This window comes from Stieleria mannarensis (assembly GCF_014154935.1).
Lineage (GTDB): Bacteria > Planctomycetota > Planctomycetia > Pirellulales > Pirellulaceae > Stieleria > Stieleria mannarensis.
On sequence record NZ_JACEHH010000083.1, the window covers coordinates 1 to 26,629 of the forward strand.

A 26,629-nucleotide genomic window follows, 5' to 3' on the forward strand; every position below is an offset into this window, starting at 1 on the left:
CGCCTTTTCATCTGGTCGCTAACCTCTGCATTGGCGGGGTTCCTCTTTGGGTTTGACACCATTGTCATCTCTGGTGCCGAAGAGGACTTCCAGCGTCTCTGGCAGCTCGATGGCTTCTGGCATGGCCTTTGTATGAGTGCAGCATTGTGGGGCACCGTCCTGGGGTCGATCTTCGGTGGCGTGCCCACAGCAAAGTTCGGGCGACGAAAATGCTTGATCGTCGTCGGAGTCCTGTATTTCGTTTCGGCTGTTGCGTCCGCCATTGCACCAGAACCCTGGACCTTCATGATCGCACGGCTCATCGGCGGTCTCGGTGTTGGGGCTGCAACCATCGCGGCTCCGATGTTCATCTCCGAAATCTCGCCAGCCAACAATCGGGGAAAACTTGCCGGCATGTTTCAGTTCAACATCGTGTTCGGCATCCTGTTTGCCTTTGCGTCGAATTGGGTCATTGGCATTACTGTTTCCGATACGCTTGCGTGGCGTATGATGCTCGGTCTTGAAGCTGTACCAGCCCTGGTCTACACGATCCTTGCTTTCACTCTGCCGGAAAGCCCGCGATGGTTGATTACGCATGCCGGCAAGCGGGAAGAAGGCAAAGAAGTCTTCCGTCGAATCAATCCAAAGATGTCGGAAGCTGAACTCGAGAAGTTGGTTTCCGACGTCGAATCATCCGTCGCTGACAAGCTGAGGACAGCCCACTTTTGGACACGTCGGCTCCGAATTCCGATCCTGCTGGCATTCCTGATCGCCTTCTTCAATCAGTTTTCTGGCATCAACATCATTCTTTACTTTGCTCCGCGACTGCTCGGACTCGCAGGCATGTCGGATCCCCTGATGGCATCGATTTCCCTGGGAATCACGAACCTGATTTTCACATTTACCGGACTTGCCCTTATCGACAAGCTTGGTCGTCGGACTTTGCTCTACATCGGATCGGTAGGCTATATCGTCTCACTTGGCATTTGTGCGTGGGCTTTCCTGAGCACACCCGCGTTCAAGGTCGTATCCGCTGCGGGAGATCTCGAAAGTGCGGCGGCTTCAGTCATCGCTGTCGAAGCAGGTGAGCGTTTCGTAGCAGAGAAGGATCGACCGGGTGTTTACAGCAGTTATGAGGACGCCAAAGTGGCTCTCGTAGAAGCAAGCTCGCTGGATGCGTATGAAGGAGAGCAAGTCATAATTCCTGAGGACGTGTCCGATGAGGAAACGAGAGTCCTTGCAGAAGAAGTTACCGCCGATGCCAAGCAGTTCCTCGGGATCAAGAGTATGCTCGTGTTGTGTTGTCTCATTGGCTTCATTGCAGCCCATGCAATTGGCCAGGGGACGGTGATTTGGGTATTCATCGGCGAGATATTCCCGAACGATCATCGGGCTGCGGGCCAGGCCCTTGGTAGTGCCACCCACTGGGTCTGTGCGGCAGGTTTGAGCTTCCTGTTTCCAATCGCGATGGAGCACTTCGAACCGGGCCAGCTTTTTGGGTTCTTCACCTTCATGATGGTGCTGCAGTTGCTGTGGGTTTGGCGATTTGTACCCGAAACCAAAGGCGTCCCACTGGAAGAAATGCAGGCGAGACTTGGAATTGCTCAGGAGTAATCGCTCGTGCCGCACAACATCCTTCCAATTGGTGAAATCCTGGGGGACGTGTTCCTCGACGGACCGCGTTTTGGAGGGGCACCAGCCAACTTGGGCTGCATCTCGGCCGAACTCGGTCAGGAGATTGTTTCCGACGACTCTGTGTGCGAGTTGCCGGGGACGCCAGTGAAAGTCATCGACACGGTGGGCGATGGTATTGCTTTTACGGCTTCGATGACGCTGGGGCTGTTGATGGGGCACAATCTTGAGACAATCAATACGCGATCGCCACAGCCTCTTACGTTTGCTCTAAGCCTTTAGCAACCATTCTGTTTCCAGATAGTCTGCGACGCGGCGAAGCATTTGATCGCACTTAGCTCTCTTTCTTCGGAGTCTTAAACCCATGTTATTAAAGTTCACCACAATCATTCCGATCTGCGTGCTCCTGGTCTGCGGCAGTCTGCACGCGGCTGAGGATTTGCTGATCGAAGACTTTGAAGGCGATTCCTACGGAAAGTGGACTGTGACCGGGGACGCATTCGGCACTGCTCCGGCGAGAGGCACACTTCCCAACCAAATGGCCGTGACGGGATATCGCGGTGAGCGGTTGGTCAACACCTTCCTGGGTGGTGACGAGTCGACCGGGACCGCAACCAGTCCTGAGTTCACGATTGAACGATCGCATATCGCGTTTCTGATCAGTGGCGGACCTCACACCGACACCCTCGGTATTCACTTACTGTCCGGCGATGAAACCGTACGTACGGCAACCGGCTCGGAGTCCGAACATCTGTTGTGGGCATCCTGGGATGTCACTGACCTGAAGGGACGCAAGGTCCGACTACGAATCTTAGACAACGCCACCAAAGGCTGGGGGCATCTCAATGTCGACCACATTATCCAAACGGATTCGCCGCCCAAGGCCTTCGACCTGGCGCGAGACCTCGGCCGCTATCGCCGGCAGCCGGATTACATGAATGAACCGCTTCGGCCGCAGTTTCACTTCAGTCCTGAGATTCACTGGATGAACGACCCCAACGGGCTCGTTTTTCATGACGGTGAGTATCATCTGTTTCATCAATACAACCCGGCTGGCAACTCCTGGGGACACATGAGTTGGGGACATGCGGTGAGTACCGATCTCACGCACTGGAAGCACCTTCCACTCGCGATTCCCGAATCAAACGGAATCATGGCCTTCAGCGGTTGCTGTGTCGTTGACCACAACAATACTTCCGGTTTTGGGGATGGAGAGCATCCGCCGATGGTTGCGATCTACACAGGGCACGGACATGGAAAGCAGGTTCAGAATCTCGCGTATAGCAACGACAAGGGCCGCACGTGGACGCAATACAAGCAGAACCCGGTCCTCGATTTGAACGCGCAGGACTTTCGTGACCCCAAAGTGTTCTGGCACGAACCCACCAAGCGCTGGGTCATGGTGGTTTCGCTGGCTGTGCAAAAGGTGCTTGTCTTTTACGGTTCGGAGGACTTAAGAAGTTGGCAGGAACTCAGTCGCTTTGGGCCGGCCGGGACGATCGACAAACCGAACTGGGAATGCCCGGACCTGTTTGAACTGTCAGTCGAAGGGGAACCAGAAACGAAGCTCTGGGTGCTGGAAGTCGACATGAGCGACGGATCTGTCGCCGGTGGCAGCGGCGGAGAATACTTCGTCGGCACATTTGATGGTGAACGCTTCAAGGCCCGACAGCATGCCCAGTGGGTCGACTACGGCCGCGACTTCTACGCACCTATCAGCTGGGACAACATTCCCGATGCCGATGGACGTCGTATCTGGATCGGCTGGTTCAACAATTGGGAGACATGCCTCGTTCCAACGTCGCCATGGCGAAGCTGCATGAGTATTCCCCGCAGCCTGAGCCTGAAGGAAGTGGCTTTCAATAAGGAAGAGCCAGCGACTTATGTCCTAAACCAAAGGCCGGTGGAGGAACTCAAGGAACTGAGAGCCAGCACCCGAACGCTTGACGCAACGAAGGCAGCCTGGCCTCCAATGGCTGTCACTGAGAAAGACGAACTAGATGACATGTCGTTTGAATTTGAGGCAACCATCACCCCGGCAACGGCTCGATCAGTTGGATTCCGCATCCGCACCGGAGAAGGTGAATTCACCGAAGTCGCGTATGACCGACACTACTCTGGCATTTACGTCGACCGATCGAAATCTGGAATCGTTGGTTTTCATGATGCTTTTGCGGGACGACACATTGCACCAGCTCGAACGATCGATGGTGAAGTCACACTTCGTATCATTGTCGATCGATCGACAGTCGAAGTTTTCATCAACGGTGGGGAAACAGTCATCAGCGACCGCATATTCCCAACAAGCAATTCTCCATCAATCGAGGTTTTCGCTGGGGATGATTCAGCGAAGATCTCGTCGTTGAAGCTGCACAAGCTCAGGTCAATATGGCGCAGTTCGCAGAAATCAGAGTAAGTCCGATGATTGGTCCCCCGGAGAACAATCGGCTTACGCGGACTTCGGACGGTCGTCATCCAGCCGTCTCCTTGGCAACTTCTCCGCAGCCACGACCCACTTTCACCATTACATAAAGAGTGGACTATGAACACCGCTTTTCTTCGGACTGCATTCCTGATCGGGATGTTGATCGTCGCCAGGAATTTTGACTATCTCCCGCTCGTCCAACCGTTCTACTTGGTGCGAAAGACCCGACCGAGTTCAGGCTTGAGGGCGATTGAGTTTACAACAGCGTCTTTGGCGGGAGCGGTGGACGGGATGAACGAAGCTGGACTATGCATCATCTACAACTATGGGTTTACGACTGACCAGCCCACGTCACCGGCAGCGCCCATTTCGATGGCGATTTCCGCGGCGCTTCAGCAATGCAGCAGTGTGACTCAAGCGGTGGATTTCATTTCATCGATGCCTCGTTGGGGTGGAGCCCTACTCATGCTTGCTGATGCCGACGGCGACATCGCGTCATTGGAGCTATCGAGCACCCGCCACTACCTCCGGCGACCTGCTGAGGGAGAAGACGTATTGAGCCACACGAATGCTTTCTCGAGTCCCCAAATGCAGGAAGTTCAAATAGCTCACGACGCGATTTACACGGACAGCGCCGCAACACCGTTGAGAGGACGACGGCTCCATCAGTCATCTGAGTTGCGAGACCGACGATTCCAACAACTTCTTGCGGAGACAGACGTTCTCGACGTCGATCGACTGAGTGCCATCATGTCTGATCACGGCCCAGAGGGCACGCCAGGTGACGACACGATCTGCATGCATGGTTCGTACTGGTTCACAACGGCCTGTTTGCAGTTCTTCCCAGGGTCGCGGCGAATCCGTGTGGCGTGATGCTTCTCTTGGCGGGCGACATGGCCAGGTATCGCGAGCATACTCAGGAAATGCTGAGGCGATTCGAGCACCCGCCAAACGCCTATGTCGCTGAAAGAACAGCCAAATTATCCGTGCTTCCGACCGAACCAATCGGCGATAAAGAAACCGTTTCCCGGCTCGCTAAGTTCGCGACCGAGAACAGTGAAGATTCTCCTTGGTCGATGTACTTTCCGATGACGGAAGCCCTCGTCAAATACCGGTATCGAGAGCCCTTCGAGAACCTGGCTGAGATTTTGGCAAGAAGCATGGGCCGCCTGTTTCGCGTCAGGCCACACTGGGGAAAGCTCTGTCCGCTGCCCTCCGATGATCTTCATGCTCTCTATCCAGCAATGGGCCGATTTCGCGAAGTCTGTGCAGAAAGCGATCCAGATGGACGGTTTAACAATCGTTGGACGGAGAGCGTTATTCAACATAAAGACCAATTCAAGTACGAAAAACACAAGTCGAGTATCGCATGAGAAGAACCACACAATGCGTCATGGCACTGGCAGTCGTGTTATCGCTTACCTCATGCGCGTCCGCCGAACGACCGCGAAAAAGGGGGCGGAAACGAGAAACGCCCGCGGGTCATGCTGGACCGACGGGCGTTAACTGGTTCGCGAGAGTTTTCGCTTTTTTAAATTCCGCTCCCCGAGTGTAACCCCCAGCGTGAGACCTTTCGAAGACTCTCACTTTCCTAAACCCTGACCCCAAAACAGCTTACGAATTCAGAGGCCGCTCCGGCCAAAAACGGGGCCAACGTGATGCTTGCGAACCTATCGACGGACCAAAACTCGCAGGTTCTGGAGACACGCTTGCTCCAGCAGGCCACCTAATGTGCCGAGTACCAGAGCGTCAATAATGTCTCGACAGGCACTCACGTTAATAGGACCGATATTCACTGCGAGTTTGGTTCATGATCCTCGATCGCCATTTGCCAGAGATCGTGACCGTAGGCATCACGGACGACGGTCATCCGCATGACGTCGGTGGTTCCATCAGCAATGCGTAGCCCCATCAGGTCGCGGACTCGGTCACCAAGATCCACTTCTCGGCTGTAGCCGAGGGCACCGTGAGCACGCATCGCAGCATCGCAAGCTTCCAGTGCGAATTCGACACCCTCTGCCTTTATTCCATTAACCAATGGCTCCGCTGCGTCATAGTTTCCCTGGTCAAAGTAGCGTGCAGCCTCGCGAGACAAAGCCAATGCCATTCGTAGCTTGGTGAGTTGCTCGCCGATGGGTTGCTGAAGATGAGTGAACCGTCCGATCGGACCTCCAAAGGCTTCTCGCTCTCGAATCCGCTCAGCCATGACCTCCAACGCTCGTTCGCCGCACCCAATTGCTGCCGCCGACTGCATCAATCGCCAGTAAAGGAAATGCTCCTCAAAAAGATCACCACCATCGCCGTCCTCACCGATTAAGTGCTCCGGGCCAACGTACATTTGATCGAACTTAAGTCCGCCAAAAGAATTCCCGGTCAGCCCATGCGCATACCGATCGACGATGTCCAAACCCGGGTGGTTGATCGGCAAAAGAAACGCTGTTTGCTTACCGGGCCTACCGTTGGCAGCCTGCACGTACAGAACCACGTGAGTTGCTTGTCTCAGCCGGGCGTTCCATAGCTTTGATCCTGTGAGCCTGAAGCCTTCGTCGTCTCTGATTGCTCGACTTTGAATGTTCTTCGTGTGAGTGCCTGCTCCTTCTTCTGTGATGGCGACGGCAAAGTAAGCGCGACCGTTAATCAAATCGTGCACGGCCGCTTTTGCAAAGTCGGATTCAAGCTTGATTGCCGGTCTACCGTGAGCGCCACCCACCACATCACGAAGGTTTAGGTTGTAACGCCCGGCGTGCCGAAAGACCTCCAGCATTTGTTCGGCGGACCAGTCGCTGCCGCCTGCCGATGTGGGCAGGTCCAATCCTGGCAATCCGAATCTAGCACCGCGGCGCCGCCACTCTTTGGGTGAGGTCAGCTTGTCTTCGGCCTGCAGCTCTTTCGCGAGCTTGTCAATTTCGGTCTTAATCTGGTCGACCGAGGCCATCGACGGATTGTTCTTATTCTGAAGCGCACCAACGATCTTGATCATAAAGACGGTGTTTAATTCAAAGAGCGGCTCGTCCTCGTCATTCCGCGACAGGTTGTCCAAAATGACGGTTGCTTTCGGAGCGGCATCGTCGCCCTGGAATTGAATTCCGTATTGGTAGTCTTTGAAGGGACGAGTTGGATCCAGGACGCGAACCTGGTTACCGTCTACGCTCTTTAGCAAGACAAAATGGCGGCCAAGCCAATCGCCGCTTGCAGTCGTGTGCGTATACGAAAGAATCTTTAACTCGCCTGGATTAAGCGAGAGGTCCGGTCCATCGGTTTGGGACCAATACGGTCCGGTGTCCGTGTGCTTGCTCTTCGTGGCGGAAATCGCCTCCACGTCGACGTCGAGCTTTCCTCCTGCCGCCGAAACCTTCTTCAAGAGATTAACAAAACGGTCATTTGGAATTCGCCCATCCTTCAGCTCCGGCTGTTCCCGGAACAATTGAAGTGCGTAGCGGTATGGCTGGGGATGCAACTCAGCTCCCGCCATCGACTTTACGGTTTGCATCGCGATCAGAGCCGCCGAGATCGGGCATGCACCTCCGCCATCTTCGTCGATCAACTTGTCAAGTTCGCTTTGCACAACGATCACGGGCGTGGCAGCTGTGTGTGCATCACGAATCGTTTGAATGGAATAGCTCGGGTTCGCAAGCCCTGCGGCGTCTGCGAGAACAATCCGATCTTGTCCAGTTGCGTCGGATTGCCCCTGTAGGCCGAGAAGAAAAACAAACGCGAGACAAATGAGCTGTCGCTGTCGAATCATGAGGTACTCTCTGCTCTGCAAACAACAAATACGGATCCACTTGACCGACGAAGGACGCCTACAACTGGGTTTGGGAAACTGCCTAGCTTGCTTCGTAGCTCTGCTCAAGCAGCGGCTTTGCACGCTCAAGATCTTCGATAGACCCGAGAGTGATCTCGAGGTCACCGGTTCCGAAGTGGCCGATCTCGCGTACATTGCGGGTGAATCCTTCCTCCAGTATTTCGGGCGTCGGTTCGACCTTCGCGTAAATCAGGACCTTTCCGGTCTGCTTCCTCACTTCGACACACGCGAAGTTCTTGATTCTCTTGAATGCGAAGTAGAATTTGAGTGTCTTGACCTGAACATCGTCGCCAAGTCCGAGCAGGTAGGCCTTCACGGCCTCGAAAAGATCGACGGTTTTTGGGTCTGCTTCGCTTAGATACTCCGAAACCGTCTTGTAGGTCTGCGGTGAACCGACCGTCGTTGTGGTTGTTGGTACGACGGAGCCAGAATCGGCGGACACGGAGTGAACGAGGTCAAGAAGCAATAACTCTTCAGCAAACCGCTGGTATTTGATTAGCTCGATGTTGCGATTGATTTGCTGGACGGCGTGCGCGTCATACTTCGTGAAATCACCCGCGATGCAGATCAACCGGGGTGCGGACCATTCGATCGTCTCTGAGACCTCGGATCCGTACTTTTTCATCACCAACAGTTCAAACTCGGCTTTGTGATCGAGCAACCAGTCGAGATAGAACAGGCCCTGATTGATGACGTTCTCGTTCGTAGATCGCTTGTACTCGATGATGACCGCACAGCCGTTTTCGTCGATGCCAAGTGTGTCGATGCGGCCACCGTGAGTCTTGCCCGTCGAGTATTCGCTCGCGAGAAAACGGACGCCGAGAAACGTTTCCAGGTGCTTCTCGATCAAGTCTTGGAGCGACTTCTCGAGCGCAACGGAGCTGCCTTCGAGCTGCTCGACGGTATCGCCGTTTGTCTTGAAGAGTTTTATATCGCCCATGATTTGCTATTTAGTTGGCTCTGTTGAATATCTAATTTCTTCGAGTGCCACGAATGGTCACTGGTCCAGCCGAGTCGATGTCGTACACGTTTGACCCCTGCTGATATTCGGGCCATCGCTTTTGCCTCAGCGATTCCTCCAATAAATAAATGTCGGTTGTTTCATTCTGTTTCCCTTCATCCAGTCCACCCTCAAAGGCGAGGCCACCTCGTTCAGTCAGCAAGTATCGGCGATGGAATCGTTCGCCCGAGGGCTTCTCTCGCCAGCGTCGAACAATGATTTCCACACCTCGCGGAAGCCAACTGGGTAGCTCGTCCCTGCAATCTTGCCAGAAATGCTGAGACGATCCGTACCTTTCGCAGCAATGGAGTTCGATCCGAGATTTCTGAAGCCCGTTGTTTGCGGTATGCACAACCATTGCTTTCAGCATCCGTTTCCACTTCGATTGCGTTGCGTCAAAGTAGGGATCGACCAGTATGATCTCCCGGGAGAGGTCGAGCAGCCTGGAGGCAGCGGCAACACAATCTGCCGAAGTGCGGGCGGCACAGAGCTGGCGAGCAACAGCCCACTTTTCGTTCGTCTCGTCAACTTCGTCTGCGACAAGCACATCGGAGTGCGAACGCGGGTTTTCGTTCGCCACAATGGCGTCAAACGGCGAGATCCCATCACTCTGGACGGTCTCGGCATTTTCGAGCCAGTCCTTTGTGGTCTTGTCAAACTTCCTCGCTGGATCGTGCGGCGTGAGCTTGCGGTCCAACATCTCCAACTGAACTTGAAACCGCTTTAGTTCCACTGGACGCAGCCCCTTCGCCGCTATGCGGTAGACATCACTTGCCCAACGCTTGGGATACTCAGCAATCAAACGCCCTTTGTGAATATCGAACTGATCCAGGAAGTAACGGATATTGCCGGGCTGGGCGAGTACTTGTGGATCGAGTGCAAACTCTTTGATCATCCGAAAAGTTCCTCCGCACGCTCGTCGAAGAATCCACCGGGCCACGGATCAATGAACTCACCTGATTCGTCGATTCGCAACTGCTTTGCTGTGGTGCTCTCACCATCACGGCCGATGAAGTACACGGCGATATCCTCCGGCGTTAACGAGGGGACATCATCAGGCAACTCTTCATCATTCGTTTGGCGTATGCGTCGCAAAAGGCGGAGCGTTAGATGTTCGCCATGCGTTTCGAGGATGAATCGGCTGTTGCTTTGCTTGGTGCTCTGAGCGAACAGGTCCCCGAGTCCGACTTCGACCGATGGATGGTTGTGTAGCTCGGGTTGCTCGATGAAGGTCAAACCTTCGTGATTATCCAAAGCGGCAACTATCACAGGCAGGACCTGGTTCAGTCCGACTGCCAAATCCTGGGGTTGTAAGTAGACCCTCGAGTTCTCAGGACGGAATCGGACTTTGGTACGAATTGGCAACGCCTCAAACAGCTCAGCGGCAATTTGCAACGTATCGATCGATACCTCGTCGCTTCCGGTAAAGCACCGCGTGATCGGACTGTCGACGGGAACTTCCCGGTATTCCTGAAAGTCAATCTCGTAGCCAAGGCCCAACCGGTCACCTCGCTGAATCCAATCACTCACCTGCTCGGTCAATTCGCGTGAATGCAATAGAGCGTCCCATGCCGCGAGCCCGTCCGCCCAACGAAAGTGGTCGCTAAACGTGGCGAGCTGATACGCACGGTCTGGCGTACGCCGCAGCGGTCCGATGTGGCGAAACGCCTCCAATTCGCGAGCGAGTATCCGCCCAGGCCCAACCGTCAAACGATTCAATAGTTCAGAAACCAGCCGTATGCGCGGTTTTACCGATTCAAACTCCGGCATATCAGAAAAAGGAAACTTGAACTGGATCGGTTCATACCAATTCGGCAACGCATCGGACAGCGAAGTGATGCTGACAAGCGAATGAGGGTAGTTCAGTTGGCTAAACCAATGCTCTGGAAGCGATTCGATTTCCTCTCGTTCCTCTTCATTCGCAATCTCAATTGGGGTCAGAATCCGGACGGCCACCAGGCGAATCCGCCCATCGGCGTACCGGCCGAGATACAGTTCCAGCTCACGAATTTCGGGAGCGTACTCCCCAAGTTCATCTGCCGCCTCTTGAATGTCATTGGGCCAATCTTGATAGTCTTCATGAGGCGTGCAGACCCTCACCTCCACAAGTTCGGCATCGGGAAGGTCATCACAGTGGAAGGTGAGGCCTTCATCATCCTCGAACGGGAGTTCATCAACGCTGAATTCAGCGCCAAGATGAAACCACTGAACCGCAGGCTGCTGAAAATCGCCCGTAAGAGCGTCGAGTATTCCATACGTGTCGATGCCGACTTCGGGCTCGCTTCCCTCCGGCCATCGGAACAGCGAATGCGCTGGATTGACGTTGGTCGGATAGACCACAGATCCTGGACCCGCGCAGGCGATCTCCAGCAACGGTTCGTCATTTAGCGAAACACCATATTTCGCCACGTAAGGTTCACGAGTCTTTTCATTCCACTTCAGGACGATTGAGATTTCTGCATTCCAGATATCGTCGCCGATGGTCGACAGGTCAATCCCTGCCGGCTCACCGTGAAGCGCGATGAGCGATTCCTCGATGGGCCACTCCTTATCAAGCTTAACGCGTGAAAGATCAAGGGAGAAAGATAACTCGATGGGCTTCGATGTGTCCTGGTCGTTGACAAAACTCTCGAATCCTCCCAGGTCGATCGGTGATCCCTCGGGGCCGATGCGGCTGGGGTTTCGATTGCCACGATTGCAAAGCTCGTCCGCCAACATGAATGCATGGAAAACGGAGCTCTTACCGGCGTTATTGACACCGAACAAGAGCGTCACCGGAGCGAGATCAATTTTGATCCCTGGATCGCCGATTCCCTTGAAGTTCTTAATCTGTATTCCGGTGATCATGATTGTTGGCCTCCCGCCAAACGATCGGACAGTGCTTTCAGGTTTGTTAGCAGGTCGTCGTAGAAAATGAGATCGAGGTTTTTAAGGGCGTCATTGAGGACTCGGAAGTCGTAAGCCATGTCTTCGTTCTTCAGGCCGGAGCGCCGGCCAACGATGATGAAGCCTCGGGGGCGGACGATGTGGGCGTCGATCTTTTGTTTGCGGAGCTTGTGTTCCAGATCGAGCTGGTATTGCTGGATGCTGCCGAGATACTTTTCGGTCTGTGCGATCGCGCGGGCGACTTCGGCGGACCAGAAATAGTTCTTGCGACTTTTGTCGTAGGACAGCACGCCGGTTTGTGGCTTCTTGATTTCGTAGACGTCGAGGTATCCGTAGGCGTCGATCAGCATGAAATCGGGATACTTGCCATCGAGGTCCACGCTCTGCTTCTCGACAACGGCGGCGTAGGTGTTCAGAAGCGTGAGGATGTAGGTGCGGAGAAACTTCTGCCAGCTTTCTTCGCTGTGCTTCCCTTTCAGCTTCTTCTCGAACTCGGCGATGATCTTCGCCAGATAGACCTCTTGAGTCTTCTTCAAACCCTCGGCGACGATCTTGACCTTCTTGGCCGAACGGAGGGTGAACGCCATTTCGCCGATGAGTCCGGGGAAGACCGTGCGGATGGCGTTCTTGTCATCTTCGTTCAGGTTCTCGAGGACTTCCTGATCGTCCAGCAGTTCGGCAATCTTGCCGGGACGGTAGTCCAGCGCGGATGTATCGGCTGGATCGAAGTGCCTTGGGAAGTTGGCAGCCAAGAACGCTTCAATGACATCGCGAATTTCGTCGTTGCGTTCCCTTTTGATGCTGCGGACGACATTGTTCGCGGCTTTCAGCTTGTTGTGGTTCAGAGTGACCTGAACCGTGCTGCCGGTCTTCTTGATGCCGCTTGGTAAAGTTGCCGAGAGTGTCAACCTCAGCTTCGAGCCAAATTCGCGGCCTAGTTCGGAGAGCAGCCAACTGCCGGCGTTAGTGAATCCGAATCCGCTTGAGTACATGCCGGTCGGCAATCGCTCGAAGCCATGCAATTTGATCTTGGCGACGTGTTTGGCCTGCGAGCTGTCGCTGTTCAGGACGTACTCGCCGGTCTTGCGGTCCCGGTCGATGCGATAGATGACGCTGCCGTCGTCGCGTAGCTTTTCTGCGATCTTCTTGACCATGCCGCCTACAACTCCCCTTTGAATGCTCGCTGGACGAGAGAGCTGAAAAGGTCTTCGTCAATGTCGTTGGTTGTTTCGAGTCGAGAACGCGTTTCTTCGTGCTTAAGCACGATCGCCTGAAACTTCTCCTGTACATCAATCGGTGGAACGGGAATCTTGACAGATTTGAGTCGCACTCCGGTCAGATGTGGGATCGTAGCCGTTGAAATCGAATTCAAGAGCGAAGAACCTTGCATAAGCGACCACATCAAGTACTGAATGTACTCCGGCACAGCTCTTCCCGATCGTGGTCGAACGCGGTGCAAAGACTTCTGGAAGTAACACTCCGGCAGTTCGTCGCGCCAAATAGCTGTTTGCCCTACACCAGCTCCTCCTTCGCAAATCAATACATCTCCATACTCAAGTCGAAACTCCTTGCGATCACCCGAATCGAAGTCCATCTTGACCAATTCGGTAAGATCAAGGCGACACCATTGGACGTTGAGATTTCGCAGGTAGAAGCGAGGATGGGTGCCCGTTTGCTGTTTAGCATCGAGCATCTTCCCCAGTCGGCTGTCGCAGACTTCAGAGAATGGCATCACGTCCCAGCCGTAAGCGTTTAGTTCAGGATGCCCGAACATCTTGAAGTACGTCGCTTCGATAAATGTCTGAAGTTCATTTAGCTGTTGCTGCCGCGTGCGGCGGATGGCGTCGGCCTTGTCGAGAATGGCGGCGATCCGTTCCTGCTCCTTCAACTTTGGTAATGGAATCGGAAGTTTTAGGCAACGTTCGTAGTTTAAGTTGGAAATGTTCGTAGTTTGCCTACCGCACAAACGAACTTCATGTTGCGTTTGCGGCGCGGCGAACCAGTGGTACAAGTAGCGTGGATCTACCTTCTCGCGGTTAGCTCGCAGGATTGAAATGAAGCCACCGGCGGTGGCTTCATAATCGAGTTTCGGAACCCAAGAGCACTTGCCGACAAGATTCCAACTATTGGCGCTGGATACCAACATATCGCCTTCGGTGAGAAACTGTTCCTTTCGCCGCACAAACGATTTCGGAACCGAAATCAAGTCGCTTTCGTCCAGGTCTGTTTGGACGTTTTTCGTGCGCATGCAGACCGCAGTTCCTTTTTCAAAAGGCTGCGTAACGTCGTCGGGCCGAAAAGTAATGCCGCGAATGAAGCTCGCAACATCGCCCAGCACGTGTCTGTTGATCTTGCTCACTTCAACAACCCCTCCAACTCTTTCAAGTCGCTGGCGATCGAACTTTCCATTTTCGCAAGTCGCTTAAGAATTGCAGTCGGCTTGTCGTAGACGGGTTCTTCGTACGGAACCTCTTTGTATCGACCGATGGATAAATCATATTTCTCTTTCCGAATTTCGTCTGCGGAAACGGAGAACGCTTTCTTGGCTCGGTTCGTAAAGTGCTTTTTGCCTTTGCCGTTGTCCCATTTCCTCCATTGAGTGACTGCATCTGGAAGATCGTTGTCCTTTACCGGTTGCCGTTTGTCGTCAAGACTAAAGCCATCGTGCTCGACGTCGTAAAAGAACACGTCTTGAGTCTGGCCAGCCTTGGTAAAGATCATGATGGCGGTCGCCACGCCGGCGTAAGGCTTGAAAACACCCGACGGAAGTTTGATGATCGCATCAAGCTGATGATCGTCGATGATGGTGCTGCGGAGCTTCTTATGAGCTGTCGATGAACCGAACAGCACACCATCCGGCACAATCACGGCACAGCGGCCACCGTTCTTTAGCATTCGCAGCATCAACGCCGGAAACAGCAGTTCCGTCTTCTTGGTTTTGACGGCGCTCGTCAACGACTTGTGAACAAGCTCCGCATCAAGACTGCCTTTGAATGGCGGATTGGCGAGGATCAAGTCGAAGTAATCTTTGGAGACTTGCGGGCGTTCTTCAACGAAGCGATTCGACAGCGTGTCGCGGTTCTGAATGTCGGGATTCTCCACGCCGTGTAGCATCATGTTCATGGCGGCGATGCGAAGCATGGTGGCCTCGAAGTCGTAGCCGTGAAACATTTCGTCCTTGATGTGCTCGCGATACTGCTCCAGCAAATCGCCGGTGTAGATCTCGTTGATGGTCGTTGTGCCGTCTTCGTTCTTGATTTCCTCTCGATCGATGCCTTCGGCCGAGGTGTACTTCTTCTGCAAGTACTCCATGGCGTAGACAAGAAACCCGCCGGTTCCGCAGGCCGGATCGCAGATCTTCCAATCGGGACTCGGATCAACGAGTTCCACCATCATGCGAATGATGTGGCGGGGCGTTCGGAACTGGCCGTTGATACCAGCCGTCGTCAGTTTGCCCAGCATATATTCGTACAGGTCACCCTTGGTGTCGCCGCGATCCAGCGGCAACTCTTCGATCAACTCCATCGCCTTCACCAACAGCTGTGGTTTGACGATCATGAACTGGGCGTCCTTCATGAACTGCCCGAATGTCGATTGTTCGCCCGAGATGCCTTTCAGATGCTCAAACACGCCACCGACCGGATCGTCTTCCGTCTTGGGTTTGCGCATCAACTCCAGCAATGCCTCGCCCTTCATCGCGCGTAGGCGGTGCCATCGCAAGTGCTGCTCGCTGGGGCGAGGCTTCTGCTTTTTGTCTTTTCCGGAATTGCCCTTGTCCGGCCCGGTGGACTCACCATCGCTGAAAACACGATTGAAGGGCTTCTTGGATCGTGCCGCCTTTTTCTCATTCCGCATCTCGGCGATGTCCAACAGACGCAGGAACATCAGATACGTGATTTGTTCGATCACCGTCAGTGGGTTCGTAATGCCGCCCGAGTGGAATTCCAACCACAACCGGTCGATCTTGCTCTTGAGTGGGCCAGTAATCATTCCGCGTTATCCTCCTGAGTAGGGCGAAAGGCCCCAATGATTTCGAGTAAGTCGTCTATTTCGTCATCACGAAACAATCCATCAACGCCGTCAGCGGACAACGAAGTGAATGGTTCTTCGTACAGGCGTTCGATTTCGATCGATCCGTACTTGGCGATGTGGTTTTGCAGCATCTGCATGAATCGAAGCTGCATTGAGTTCATCTTGGTGTGTTTCTGCACAAACGCATCGAATCGTTGCTTGACCGTTTCGATGTCCAAGCCAATGATGCTGCGGATCGCCAGGTCCAAGTGCCCGGCAGTTTCCGGGTAGTAATCCAACAAATCTGACAGATCCAAATCCGGCTCCTGAGTAAGAACCAACGAAACAAGAGAGCGAAGGTCGTCTTCGCTCACTTCCTCGCCGGCCTTGATTCGCTGAAGCGTTTCATTCTGTTCGAATAGCTTGCGAAGGACGCTTTCCACGCGGTTGCGGTATTGAGCCAGATCCAAGCCTTCCAGCTTTGGCTTGAACTCGTACTCTTCTACCAGCTCGCGAACTTCGGTCACGTTCACAACCTTGGGCGGCAAGTAGTTCGATCCACCGGATGCACGGTACTTCATGATTCCGCGAAGTTCGGTGCGAACTTCCTCGAGATCAGCCACGGTTGGCTCGTTCCAGAATGCACCGCCGCGTACCTTGGCGATGATTTCCGCCTTTGCGCGAACTTGATTCAGGTGCATCGAAAGCGAGGCAATCCGATTGAGCAGTTCCGCCTTCAGGTCCTCGAACCGAGGGCTGTCTTTGAGCAATTCCGTCTGCAAGCGACAAATCAAAAGATCAAACTTGTAGGCGTCGGTTTCACTGGCAATCGACCGCCACTGCATTAGCGGAGCAATGTCCTGACGCAACATTGCTACCGCTGCCGGATCGAACTGCTTGATGGTTTGCGGATCGCGAGCCGTGTTGACCTCTTTGTACTTTTCTTTGACGCTGATGGTGTCGTCGGGCAAATCGACAACATCGCGAGTCAGCAAGGCTGCGGCCAAGTCGAAGGCTGGAATGTTCGGTGTGTTCAACGCCGTGTCGGCCAATTCCAATCTCGCTTCAAACAGACGTTGAAGCAGCGACTTGGCAACCTTGGGTTCCGCCTCCTCTTGCAACTCGTCGAAATATGCGAAGTTGCCCCAGTGGTCAAATATCTGGAAATACTTCTTGTCCTTCGGCTTGCCTTCCGTGTCGGTGCCGAACAAGCCGGGACAAAGTCGCGTTCCACGCCCGATCATCTGCCAGAATTTGACATATGAATAAACGGGTTTGGCGAAGACCAGATTCACGACTTCTGGAACATCGATCCCCGTGTCCATCATGTCGACAGAAACCGCGATGTTAAGGCCCGAATCCTTCTTCTTAAATTTCTCGATCAATTCTTCTGCACGAGGCTCGTAATTATCGATCACCTTGCAGAAGTCGCCGCCATACTGAGGGAATAGTTTGGTGAATTGCTTTTGCAGCAGGATGGCGTGATCGTGATTGCGTGCAAAAATGATCGTCTTGCCGACATGCGATCCCGTTGCTTCGCGAATCCCGTTGTTCATTAGGTTTTCTAGCACGAGCCGGATGGTGTCGAGATTGAATACCTTTTTGTCGACTTCTTTCGATTCGTACTCGACGGATTCCGGATCGACTTCGTCCTCTTCGAGCTGCTCGCGTTGCTCGTCGGTCATCTCCGAGTACTTGATGCCTTTCCGCATGAAGTCGGTTTCGACAACTTTGACCTTAAACGGCACAAGGAACGGTCCTGCCGCGTCGCTGAGAGCTTCGGAATAGCTGTAGTGCGATGTCGGGTCCTTGTCCTCGCAACGAAACAGGTCATACGTGTTGCGCGAGATGAATTGAACTGGTGTCGCCGTCAAGCCAACTTGATAACCATCGAAATATCGCAGCAGATCGCGATAGCGGTTGTAAATACTGCGGTGGGATTCGTCACAAATCACTAGATCGAAGAAGCCAACGTCGAACGACTCGTAGACCTTCATCATGGCCGGATAGGTTGCCAGGTAGATTCGGTGCTCGCGTTCCTTGTACGTGTTGGCGTTGACGTAGGTGAGCGGTTCGTCCAGATAGATCTGAAAGTTCTCTTTGGCTTGCTTTCGCAATTCCCTTCGGTCGCAAAGAAACAAGATCCTACGAGCCCAGCCGGCACTGATCATGGCGTCGCAAAGGGAAATCGCGACTCGAGTCTTTCCGGTGCCCGTTGCCTGCACGATCAGTGCTTGTCGCTGCTTGGCGGCAAAACGCTCGGTGACGCGTTTGATCGCCTCAATCTGATACATCCGGTTGGTGATGTCTGTGTTGACGGTGATCTGGCCCGCCGGCTTACGTTCCTGATTCTGTATCAACAGGTATTCGAGACTGTCCTTGGAGTAAAAGCCAAAGACCTGGCGGGGTGGCTCTTGGTTGGTGTCGTTCCAAAGAGTGATCTCATAGCCGTTCGTGCAAAAGATGATTGGGCGGTGACCGTTTTGCGTAGCAGCGATCGCATCTGCATACATTCGAGCTTGCTCGCGACCGACTTCCGGATCAACTGACGTCTTCTTCGCCTCGACAACAGCCAGCGCCCGCCCGTCTTGCGTACGATACAGCACGTAGTCGGCGCGACCATTGCCCTCGTTGTCACCAACGTAAACAACACCGACTTCTTGCCCGACTTCATCAGTCGATTTTCCGTCTGCACCCACATTCCAACCGGCCGACACAAGCTCGCTGTCAATCAGTCGCTTGCGAGTGGTGGCTTCATCAAACTGCAGTGCGTTCGCAGATTCGAGTCCTGCCTCGGCAGCTGCCTGGAGCTCTTCGACGGTTGCTACGGCCACTTTGGACTTCTTGCGCTCCTTCTCCAGTTCGGCGAGAAGTTTTTCCGTTTGAGCTTCCTGTTTCGCGAGTCGTTCAAGAATCGCTTTTTTCTCGCGGCGCAGTTCAGCAGGGTCGCGAGTCGATGGTGGTGCAGGCTCCTGGAACTGCGGCAGGCTTCCTGCGTCTTTTCCGTTGTAGGTGAGCACCAACCATTTAGCGAGGTCGAACGCTTCCTGAAGAATCCACCGTGATTGATGCGTTCCGACTTGCTCGCCATGCGCCGCCTTATTTCCTTGCACCCGCAACGAGTGCAACTTGTTCATGACAACGCCAGGGACGGCTTGCTTAAAGGTGTATTCTTGAAGCAGGTCGTTCAATCCAGCCTGGTATGGCTTTTGTAGATGATGGTGCCCGTAGATATGCTCAACGACCTGTTCGCAGAATAGACGCAACTTGACCAAAGCGCTTGATGGATCGGCGTGAACGTATTGCTCGGCAAAGCCGGCAATGTTCGCCAATACCTCCCACTTGGGTCTCAGGAATTCAAAGTTGATCGTCTTCATTGCTGCGTGCCCCCGGCTATCGACGGGGCATACCGGTGAGTCGGTTCCCGCTTCTCTTTGCTGTATCTGGAAATGTGATTAAATACGGTCGAGCCGGACAAAAGCACCAAGTGTGCCAATACCGAAGAACGCGCCGTAGTTTCCGTGGTGCTCACCGCGTGGGGGCCTCCGTTTCGCGTTCAAATTCAACACCCAGTCGATCGAGCTGAGCGGACAGCGTCTGGTAGTTCTTGTAGCCCAAGAGCTTTGCCGCTTTGGTGACTTTGCCGTCCGCCTCCAGCATCGCTCGACGCAGGAAATGCCGCTGAATATCAAGCAAATGTGACTCCAGTTCGAATCCGTCGCCGAGCGGCAGGTTCATCGCGTCATCGCTCTTGGCCGACGGAAACTCCGCGACCGCGGCGGCGATGTCCTGAGGCTTTAGCACCCTTCCGTCGACCATCATGCATGCTTGAACAAGAGCGTTTGAAAGTTCTCGAACATTTCCGGGCCACGGATATCGCTGCATAAACAGAATTGTGTCAGCAGAAACGGATTTGTCTTGGTAGCTGGCGCCTGCCTGCTGTTTAAGCCGTCGGTTGATGTCGATCAGCATGGACTTAGCGATTTGAGCGATGTCGGCGGCTCGTTGCCTGAGCGGAGGCAGTTTCAGAGTCACGATGGAAAGCCGATACATCAGGTCTTCGCGAAATTCACCGGCGGTGATTGCAGCGGAAAGATCTTTGTTCGTCGCGGCGATAATGCGAACGTCTGCCGTTTTGTCTTTCGTCGCACCGACAGGGCGGAACACGCGATGACAGGGGCCTTGGCCGGGCGGCGGTTGGAGCGCCCGGAGGAGTTTTGCCTGCATCGCCAGGTCACATTCACCGACTTCGTCCAAGAATAATGTGCCGCCGTTTGCTTCTTCAAAGGCTCCTTTGCGATCTTTGTCGGCTCCGGTGAACGCGCCTTTTACATGGCCGAAGAGCTCCGATTCAAGCAGTTCACGCGAGATCGCGGCGCAGTTGATCGAAACGATTGGCTTGCTACCGCGATGACTGGCTCGGTGAATCGCTTCAGCAAACATTTCTTTTCCCGTGCCGCTCTCGCCTAATATCAGAACGGGTACATCATGGATCGCGGCACGCTGGGCCCGTCCTACGGCTGCCTTGATCGCTTCGCTCTCACCGACGATCGACTCAAAGCCGCTAACCTCTTGCGGCGTACGTGTGGCAAGGTGCTGCCAATAACGATCAGGCTCGCGCAGCAAGTCCGGCAACACATCGGTTGTAATGTCGAATGGGATTTCGGTCTTGGTCGCCTTTCCACCGTACGTCTGGTACATGGTGGCCGGGTACTGACTCTTGGCCAACAGAATCCAAATCGCGGCCATCTGCGGCGTTCCTGGACTGAGGTGAAACGCAAGCTGATTGCTTTTCTTCTTTTTCAATGTCTCCAGGATCGGACGAACGGCTCGAAGAATCTCGGCGTGATTCGCTGGATTATCCAGCGATACTTGATGCAGCTTGGGATTGCCGCCCAGCCAAGCTGCGTACTCTCTGGTCGCCGCCGGCGCGTAATCCGCGATCAGGTGCACTTCGTCAAAGGATTCGTTGTCCAACAACGATTTGACGGGGCCGACACCAGCCTTAGCGTCGCCTTCGCCGACGATCTTGCGAACGGCTTTCGACTGGCCGGCGGCAACCGCGAAGGCCATCGCCTTGAGGTCCGTGTGCCCGATCCAGGAAACTAGAATTCGCTTTTCAGCCATGTCCGCCATCGTGTTTGTGTTTTGACAAAATGAATTGTATTGGAGACGCTTACTGCTCGATAGATAGCGTCCGGATAGCAGCGGTCCTCGATGGCGCAAAAATTTTTAAGTCCGCAAATCACCGGTGATTCGGCGATTCTTTACTCCTCAGGTCGTTGGTTGGCACCAGAGGTGCGTTGGCTCATGTGTGTCAACAACCGCATACGTCCAAGGAGATAGTCATGATTGTGAAGAGATTCATTTGCCAACGTTGTGGCCACCGATTCGTGGTAGAACTTCTCGATCCAACAGACCCAGACGAACGGGATCGTCCAGGTTCACCGGTTCGCTGCCCGAAATGTCGTAGTCAATTCGTCGAGGTAACCGGGCGGTAATGAAGAAGAAATCAACCTCACGTGGTTCGAAACAAGCTGCATTGATCGTAGGTGTCGGTAACTATGCTCCCGAAGTTGGTAAGCTACCTGCTGTGGCCAATGATGTGCGAGCGATGGGCGATCTTCTTGCGTCTCGCAAAGGCATGTTCACAAAGGCGACGACGAAAGTCTTGCTGAACAGCCAAGCAAAGCGTGGATCGGTCTTGAACCAACTCAAATCTCTGTTTCAGAATGCGCCGGCCGACGGGACTGTGTTCGCTTACTTGGCGGGCCACGGGATGGTGTTGGGCGACGAGTATTTTTATCTGCCCTACGACTACGATCGAAATCAACCGAAGGACTCTTCAGTTCCGCTTGCCGAACTGAAAGCAATGTTCGATGCCACCTCGGCAAATCGAGCGTTCCTGTGGTTGGATTGCTGTCATGCCGGCGGTGTTTTGCGTCGACGGAGCAGCTCGGATGAAACAGCGATTATCAGCAGAACTCTCAAGGCTGTGAAAGGCACTGGCAAGGTGATCGTCGCGGCCTGCAAGCCGGATCAATCAGCCTACGAAGATTCTGGGATCGGCCATGGTCTTTTCACGAATGCTTTGGTACGCGGTCTGAAAGGTGAGGCGAAAACCACATCAGGCGAAGTAACAGCGGGATCGCTTTACGACTTTATCGACCAATGCGTGACGCATCCAAGTCAACAACCAATGTTCTTCGGTGAACAAACCGGGCGGATCGTGCTGATGAACCATGGTCCGCGAAAGGCTGGCAGCGGGGCGTCGCCAAAAACGAATAAAGTAACAAAATCCAACAAACCGAAACCAACTGCGGCACGAACGAAAGGCACTTGGGTCATGCTCGACGATGATTTCCATGTCGCGAGTAAGGTTCGCTCCCATTCCGATGGCAGTATCGACTTGACGCTCACACCACATTCGCCGGAATCTGAAGCGAGAATCGTTTCCTTGAAACCGCGAGGCTTTAGTCATCGGGGCAAGATCCGTTACGCCGCTGACAACGACGCTTGCGACGTCAAAGTGACGGAAGTGGTCAAGGAAATTGTGCGGGGAAAACCGTGCTACACCGTTCGGTTGAAGTCTAGTGAGCAGACAACAAACCAAATGATGGAAATGTCGATTCAAGGGCTCAGCCCCGACGAGCTTGCGCAACGTCGAATCGGCCGATTGCTATTTGACGACCCTCCATCGACATCGAGCTCTGGCTACGGTGAAGAACAGTTCATCGAGAATGCGATCTCAGGAGGTTTCAGTGACGTAAAGATCGCCGGTAGCGTGATCCAAGAAATCTATCGATCACATGGTGAATCATCTGACTGGCGAAGCTTCGCAAGGCTCAAAGCCATTTCGATGATGAAGGCAAGCGGCGCGATCGAACACGTATTTGAGCTGACAATTGGACCGGTGAGAACGAACCGCGTGAAAGTGTCGTTTCGCGGCTTGCGCCCGAGGCGTTACGCCAATCAGGATCCTGCAGCTATCCGGCTCGACGGTTATTGCCAACTTGGATAGAAAGCAGCTTATTAGCTATGTGTGTTGCGATCTCGCCGGCAAACTCAAGAACAACGGATTTGTCGTTGATATTTACTCAGACGGTCGATGTCGCAATGACTGAATCAGCCCAATAGCAACCGAATGATCTCTTCGACTGTAGCTGCCCTGTCGGCTGGTGACGACGCCAATGATCGGCGCATGATCGTTTGGAGGAATGCGTTAGTTTGAGAACTGGCATCGTCGTTGGAGCGTTGGGGATCGATTGATCGCATCAGGATTTCGGCGGTACCGTCGCCAGCGTTGGGTGGCGATCCAATGAAATGCCAGTGGATGAGTCCGCCGATGGCGTAGATGTCGGTTTTTGGGCTGATGTTGCCGAAGGCAGGGTCGATCTGCTCGGGGGCGGCGAAGCCGAGGGTTCCGCCGAGAATCGGAGATGTCGCTCCGACGGATGCTTGGGAGAAACCGAAATCCGTAATTGTGACTCGATCGTGATAGTCAATCAGGATGTTTGCGGGTGTGAGGTCGCCGTGAACCAATCCAGATTCGTGGACCGCCTGCAGGGCTTCGCAGATTTGTCGTAGCCACTGTGTGAAACGTTGCTCACCGGGACGATCGATCGCGTGCATTGGGCGGCCATCAATCCATTCGCTCAGAACGTATGGGCCGCCATGCGGTGACTCGCCGTATCCGAGGTAGCGGATGACACCAGGGTGATTGATGCGGGACGTCGCGTTAATTTCCCGAATGAACGACTCGCGAGCTTCATCGTTTTGCCAGAATGCTTTTCGGAGGAATTTTACTGCGATGGTGCTACCATCGGATTGCATGCTCGCGCGATACACTTTGCCGAAGCCACCGCTGCCGATCAGTTTCCCAAGCACGAATTGGTTGTAGTTGACTCGGGGCAACGTAGTGGATCTTGTTAAAGATCTTTCCGACGGCGTTTGTTCCTGGGGATCTTTATCAACATCCACTACATCTAGTACCGGTGAAAGCGTTTCGCGAACTCGTGAGATTCGCCTTCGTACGGTTCGTTCGTCTATCCCCAGCGATTTGGCAATCTCCTGTTGCGTCAGGCCGGCAAGCAAGGCTTCGACGACCAAGATCTGATCGGTCGGAAGTTCTGCTCTGAGTTGGTCCAATAACTCGTCCGCGTCGGAATCGTCCGCCGAGAAGATCTCGGCTTGGTCTACTGCCTGATCGAGAGGGACTCGAGTTCGCTCGCCACCACGCTTTGACGCTGAGTGACGCTCGATCGATCTCGCAAGCTTTCGACGAGCGAACGTTGCCAGCAATCGCCAAAGCAAAACGCTATGGCTGACCTGGATGCGACTGTGTCGGGCAGCGTCGAAGAAACTTCCCAATGCCGATTGCATGACGGCGTCCGGATCGATTTGCGAGCGATACCGGCGGTTCAGGCGGCTGGCGACAAGGGCAACGAGTCGGAATGCGTACCGGCTGAAAAGGACGTCGGCTGCCTGCTCGTCTCCGCTTTTCCACTGGCGCAGCAACCAACCGTCCGGCCGATCCGTGATCGATTCGGATTCTTGAATTTCTTTCCCGTCGTCGCTGTCCGGTTCCAAACGTGGTTTCTCACTTCCTCGGTAGCCCAGGCTGCCAGCCGGGATTCTTGGTTTCTTGCAGGCTAGCAGCTTGCACTACGATAGGAGACACAAAAATGACAATGGTGGTTACTCAACCCTGCATCGGTTGCAAAGACAAAGCTTGCTTGGTGGTTTGCCCGGTTGAATGCTTTCACGAGGATGAGACGATGGTCTACATCGACCCCGATGAATGCATCGATTGTGGTGCCTGCGTTCCCGAATGCCCAACCGAAGCTATTTTCTATGAAGACGAAGTCCCGGAGCAATGGCATCGGTTCATTGAACTAAACGCGACAAAGGCTAAAGAATGCCCCTCGGCTCACGACTAAGTTTAGCCCAGTAGCTTACGCATCGCGGATGCGACGCCGAGTGTGACTTCGGTCATCCTGGGATAGTCCAGCGTTTCTGGCGTGTCGGTGGCTTGGTGGTAATTCGGGTTGCGCAGGAAGCTGGTGTCGGTCAGCATCAGGGCGGGATAGCCTTGGTCCCAGAATGAGCTGTTGTCGCTGAGACGGATCTCGTGGATCTTTTCGGGTAGGCAGATCGAGAACAGTGGCATGCGCCGTGTGCCGCGTTTGAATCCTCGCCGGAATTTCCAGCACAACTTCCAGGATGGAATGTTGCCGACGGCTGCTAGAAAGTTGCCGCGTTGCGGGAAGAATCGGTGCATCCATTTCGGAATTCCCGTTGGAACCGTCTGCGAGCCTTTCGTAAGACTGTAGTAACCGACCATCTCTAGGCACAGCATTCCAATGATGTTGTCGCCACGCTGTCGTGAAAGGCGGGCGTGGTGCTGGCTGCCCATCGAATCCATGTTGAAATACGGCGGCTCCTCGCAAGCGAACGCGACGAATCGGGCGGTTCTTTTTCCGGTGTGCTCGCGCAGCAATCGGCTGACTTCGATCAATACTGCGACGGCGGAAGCATTGTCATCGGCACCAGGTGTGCTGAAGACAGTGTCGTAGTGGGCGCCGAGCAAAACGACCTCATCGGCACGTTTGGTTCCAGGACACTCGACGATCAGATTGGTCGCCTCATCGCCCATGGCGTCGTAGCATTCCCGCGAATGACTGTATCCCATTTCAGACCACTGACCTTCGATGTAGCCGATCGTGGCCTGAATCGTTTTCGGCTTGCTCAAGGTGCGCGGACCGATCAGTCCCGCAAGCCGATCGACATGCAGTCGCAGATTCTTCTCGATCGTATCGCGGTCGATTGACATCAGTAGGGTGGAACAAGTCGGCGGAAGCCGTGGAAGAGGACGATCAACAAGAACAGCAGATTGCGGAGAAGAACTGCGATTGGATTGACGATGGGCGATTTCACCGAATGGTCACGATTGAGTGAGTTGGCCAGAGCGTCACCGAGAAGCTGCATCCAAGAAACACTGCGTGGCCATTCCCAGATGCCGTCGAGCCATTTGCCCGGGATACCTGCTTGCCCGACACCAGCGCCCACGATGCCACCGACAATCGCGGCCGTCGTGTCCGCGTCGCCTCCGCATTCGATGATGCTTGTCACCGCCTTGCGAAGGTCTTTCGGATTGGACAGCCATGCGTGGATAGCAACCGGAACGGTGTGGTAGGTGTAGCCCGTCACGCCCATATCAAGGCCGAGCGAGTTGGCGAAGGTTTGGGGTGTTTCGTCGGCATCAACGCTTTGCATGGCATTGCGGAGCAAATCGATTAACTCCGCTCCGCCTTCTCCCACCGCATCGACAACTTCGTCGAGCCAAAGGTTCGCATCGACGGTTGTATTGTCACGTGAGTGTTTGGCTGCCAACGCGACTGCAATTGCACCGTATTCGGCTTTCGGGTCACTGTGAGTCAACCGTGAGGAGGCCCGAACGAATTCCAGCATTGACGGAACGTCGTTCAGGGCAGCTCCGAAGATCGCTGCGCGCATGGCGGGACCGTTCCCGGCTGAGAATACACCTGACCTCTCGGGACTCGCCCCGAGCCACAACTTGATTCCCGATCTTGCTGTCGCTTTGCCAACCCCGGCCGGCAATGCCAGAATCCACCACCGCAGTCGTCGCGCAAAACTACGTGTGAACTTTGAGACGTCGCCACCCGCGTCAATCAACGACTGAGCGACCATGCAGGTGTGTTCGGTGTCGTCGGAGATCAATCCGCGACGAAAAAAGAATCGGTACCGATCGGGCGAACCAAGCAGCTTGGAAGCTCGCTTTGGCGATACGCCTTCATAGGGTAGACCTAGCGCATCCCCCACCGCGGTCCCCAGAATGCATCCAACAATTGCATCGCGATTCATTCATTGA

Annotated in this window: 19 protein-coding genes; 7 read left to right on the forward strand and 12 right to left on the reverse strand. The window is 54.2% G+C overall.

What is annotated here, in order from left to right:
• The 5 genes from H1B37_RS31125 to H1B37_RS31145 all read left to right on the forward strand — a co-directional run.
• On the forward strand, positions 1–1,593 hold a 1,593-nt coding region (locus tag H1B37_RS31125), incomplete at its 5' end, for a sugar porter family MFS transporter (RefSeq protein ID WP_182871193.1).
• 6 nt (positions 1,594–1,599) lie between these two features.
• On the forward strand, positions 1,600–1,893 hold the full coding sequence (locus tag H1B37_RS31130; RefSeq protein WP_182871194.1) for a hypothetical protein: 294 nt from the start codon (positions 1,600–1,602) through the stop codon (positions 1,891–1,893).
• 82 nt (positions 1,894–1,975) lie between these two features.
• A complete protein-coding gene (locus H1B37_RS31135; RefSeq protein WP_182871195.1) occupies positions 1,976–4,027 on the forward strand; it encodes a glycoside hydrolase family 32 protein in 2,052 nt (683 codons plus the stop codon).
• Between the two features lie 165 nt (positions 4,028–4,192).
• The gene (locus H1B37_RS34665; RefSeq protein WP_182871196.1) at positions 4,193–4,909 is read left to right on the forward strand and encodes a C45 family autoproteolytic acyltransferase/hydrolase; all 717 of its coding nucleotides are present in this window, start codon (positions 4,193–4,195) and stop codon (positions 4,907–4,909) included.
• Positions 4,909–5,409 (forward strand): D-arabinono-1,4-lactone oxidase, encoded by a 501-nt coding sequence (locus H1B37_RS31145; RefSeq protein ID WP_286178419.1) that lies wholly within the window; start codon positions 4,909–4,911, stop codon positions 5,407–5,409. The genes H1B37_RS34665 and H1B37_RS31145 overlap by 1 nt, the downstream gene beginning before the upstream one ends.
• A gap of 419 nt (positions 5,410–5,828) precedes the next feature.
• Here the strand turns inward: H1B37_RS31145 and H1B37_RS31150 are convergent, their stop codons facing one another.
• The 9 genes from H1B37_RS31150 to H1B37_RS31190 form a co-directional block, all read right to left on the reverse strand.
• Entirely contained in the window at positions 5,829–7,781 is a 1,953-nt protein-coding gene (locus H1B37_RS31150; protein ID WP_182871198.1) for an acyl-CoA dehydrogenase family protein, read from the reverse strand.
• A gap of 82 nt (positions 7,782–7,863) precedes the next feature.
• Positions 7,864–8,781 (reverse strand): DUF5655 domain-containing protein, encoded by a 918-nt coding sequence (locus H1B37_RS31155; RefSeq protein WP_182871199.1) that lies wholly within the window; start codon positions 8,779–8,781, stop codon positions 7,864–7,866.
• A 31-nt stretch (positions 8,782–8,812) separates the two neighbouring features.
• Complete coding sequence (locus H1B37_RS31160) at positions 8,813–9,736, reverse strand: hypothetical protein (protein WP_182871200.1); 924 nt, start codon at positions 9,734–9,736, stop codon at positions 8,813–8,815.
• Positions 9,733–11,688, reverse strand: a complete 1,956-nt coding sequence (locus H1B37_RS31165; protein WP_182871201.1) for a DUF3696 domain-containing protein — start codon at positions 11,686–11,688, stop codon at positions 9,733–9,735. The genes H1B37_RS31160 and H1B37_RS31165 overlap by 4 nt, the downstream gene beginning before the upstream one ends.
• Positions 11,685–12,749 carry a Shedu immune nuclease family protein gene (locus H1B37_RS31170; protein ID WP_182871202.1) on the reverse strand — a complete coding sequence of 355 codons (1,065 nt, stop codon included), beginning with the start codon at positions 12,747–12,749 and terminating at the stop codon, positions 11,685–11,687. The genes H1B37_RS31165 and H1B37_RS31170 overlap by 4 nt, the downstream gene beginning before the upstream one ends.
• Before the next feature lie 137 nt (positions 12,750–12,886).
• Positions 12,887–14,086 carry a restriction endonuclease subunit S gene (locus tag H1B37_RS31175; RefSeq protein ID WP_182871203.1) on the reverse strand — a complete coding sequence of 400 codons (1,200 nt, stop codon included), beginning with the start codon at positions 14,084–14,086 and terminating at the stop codon, positions 12,887–12,889.
• Positions 14,083–15,717: a class I SAM-dependent DNA methyltransferase gene (locus H1B37_RS31180; RefSeq protein ID WP_182871204.1), complete on the reverse strand. Its 1,635-nt coding sequence runs from the start codon at positions 15,715–15,717 to the stop codon at positions 14,083–14,085. The genes H1B37_RS31175 and H1B37_RS31180 overlap by 4 nt, the downstream gene beginning before the upstream one ends.
• A complete protein-coding gene (locus tag H1B37_RS31185; protein ID WP_182871205.1) occupies positions 15,714–19,115 on the reverse strand; it encodes a DEAD/DEAH box helicase family protein in 3,402 nt (1,133 codons plus the stop codon). The genes H1B37_RS31180 and H1B37_RS31185 overlap by 4 nt, the downstream gene beginning before the upstream one ends.
• Before the next feature lie 151 nt (positions 19,116–19,266).
• On the reverse strand, positions 19,267–20,865 hold the full coding sequence (locus H1B37_RS31190) for a sigma-54 interaction domain-containing protein (protein WP_182871206.1): 1,599 nt from the start codon (positions 20,863–20,865) through the stop codon (positions 19,267–19,269).
• A 373-nt stretch (positions 20,866–21,238) separates the two neighbouring features.
• On the opposite strand from H1B37_RS31190, the gene H1B37_RS31195 reads away from it, so the two are divergent.
• Positions 21,239–22,759 carry a caspase family protein gene (locus H1B37_RS31195; RefSeq protein ID WP_182871207.1) on the forward strand — a complete coding sequence of 507 codons (1,521 nt, stop codon included), beginning with the start codon at positions 21,239–21,241 and terminating at the stop codon, positions 22,757–22,759.
• A 104-nt stretch (positions 22,760–22,863) separates the two neighbouring features.
• Here H1B37_RS31195 and H1B37_RS31200 read toward each other — a convergent pair whose 3' ends face one another.
• The gene (locus tag H1B37_RS31200; protein WP_182871208.1) at positions 22,864–24,327 is read right to left on the reverse strand and encodes a protein kinase domain-containing protein; all 1,464 of its coding nucleotides are present in this window, start codon (positions 24,325–24,327) and stop codon (positions 22,864–22,866) included.
• 95 nt (positions 24,328–24,422) lie between these two features.
• Between H1B37_RS31200 and H1B37_RS31205 the strand changes: the two genes are divergently transcribed.
• A complete protein-coding gene (locus H1B37_RS31205; protein ID WP_182871209.1) occupies positions 24,423–24,677 on the forward strand; it encodes a ferredoxin family protein in 255 nt (84 codons plus the stop codon).
• 2 nt (positions 24,678–24,679) lie between these two features.
• On the opposite strand, the gene H1B37_RS31210 is transcribed toward H1B37_RS31205, so the two are convergent.
• Together H1B37_RS31210 and H1B37_RS31215 are read right to left on the reverse strand one after the other, a co-directional pair.
• The gene (locus H1B37_RS31210; RefSeq protein ID WP_182871210.1) at positions 24,680–25,570 is read right to left on the reverse strand and encodes a M28 family peptidase; all 891 of its coding nucleotides are present in this window, start codon (positions 25,568–25,570) and stop codon (positions 24,680–24,682) included.
• Positions 25,570–26,622: an ADP-ribosylglycohydrolase family protein gene (locus H1B37_RS31215; RefSeq protein ID WP_182871211.1), complete on the reverse strand. Its 1,053-nt coding sequence runs from the start codon at positions 26,620–26,622 to the stop codon at positions 25,570–25,572. The genes H1B37_RS31210 and H1B37_RS31215 overlap by 1 nt, the downstream gene beginning before the upstream one ends.
• Positions 26,623–26,629 lie beyond the last annotated feature (7 nt).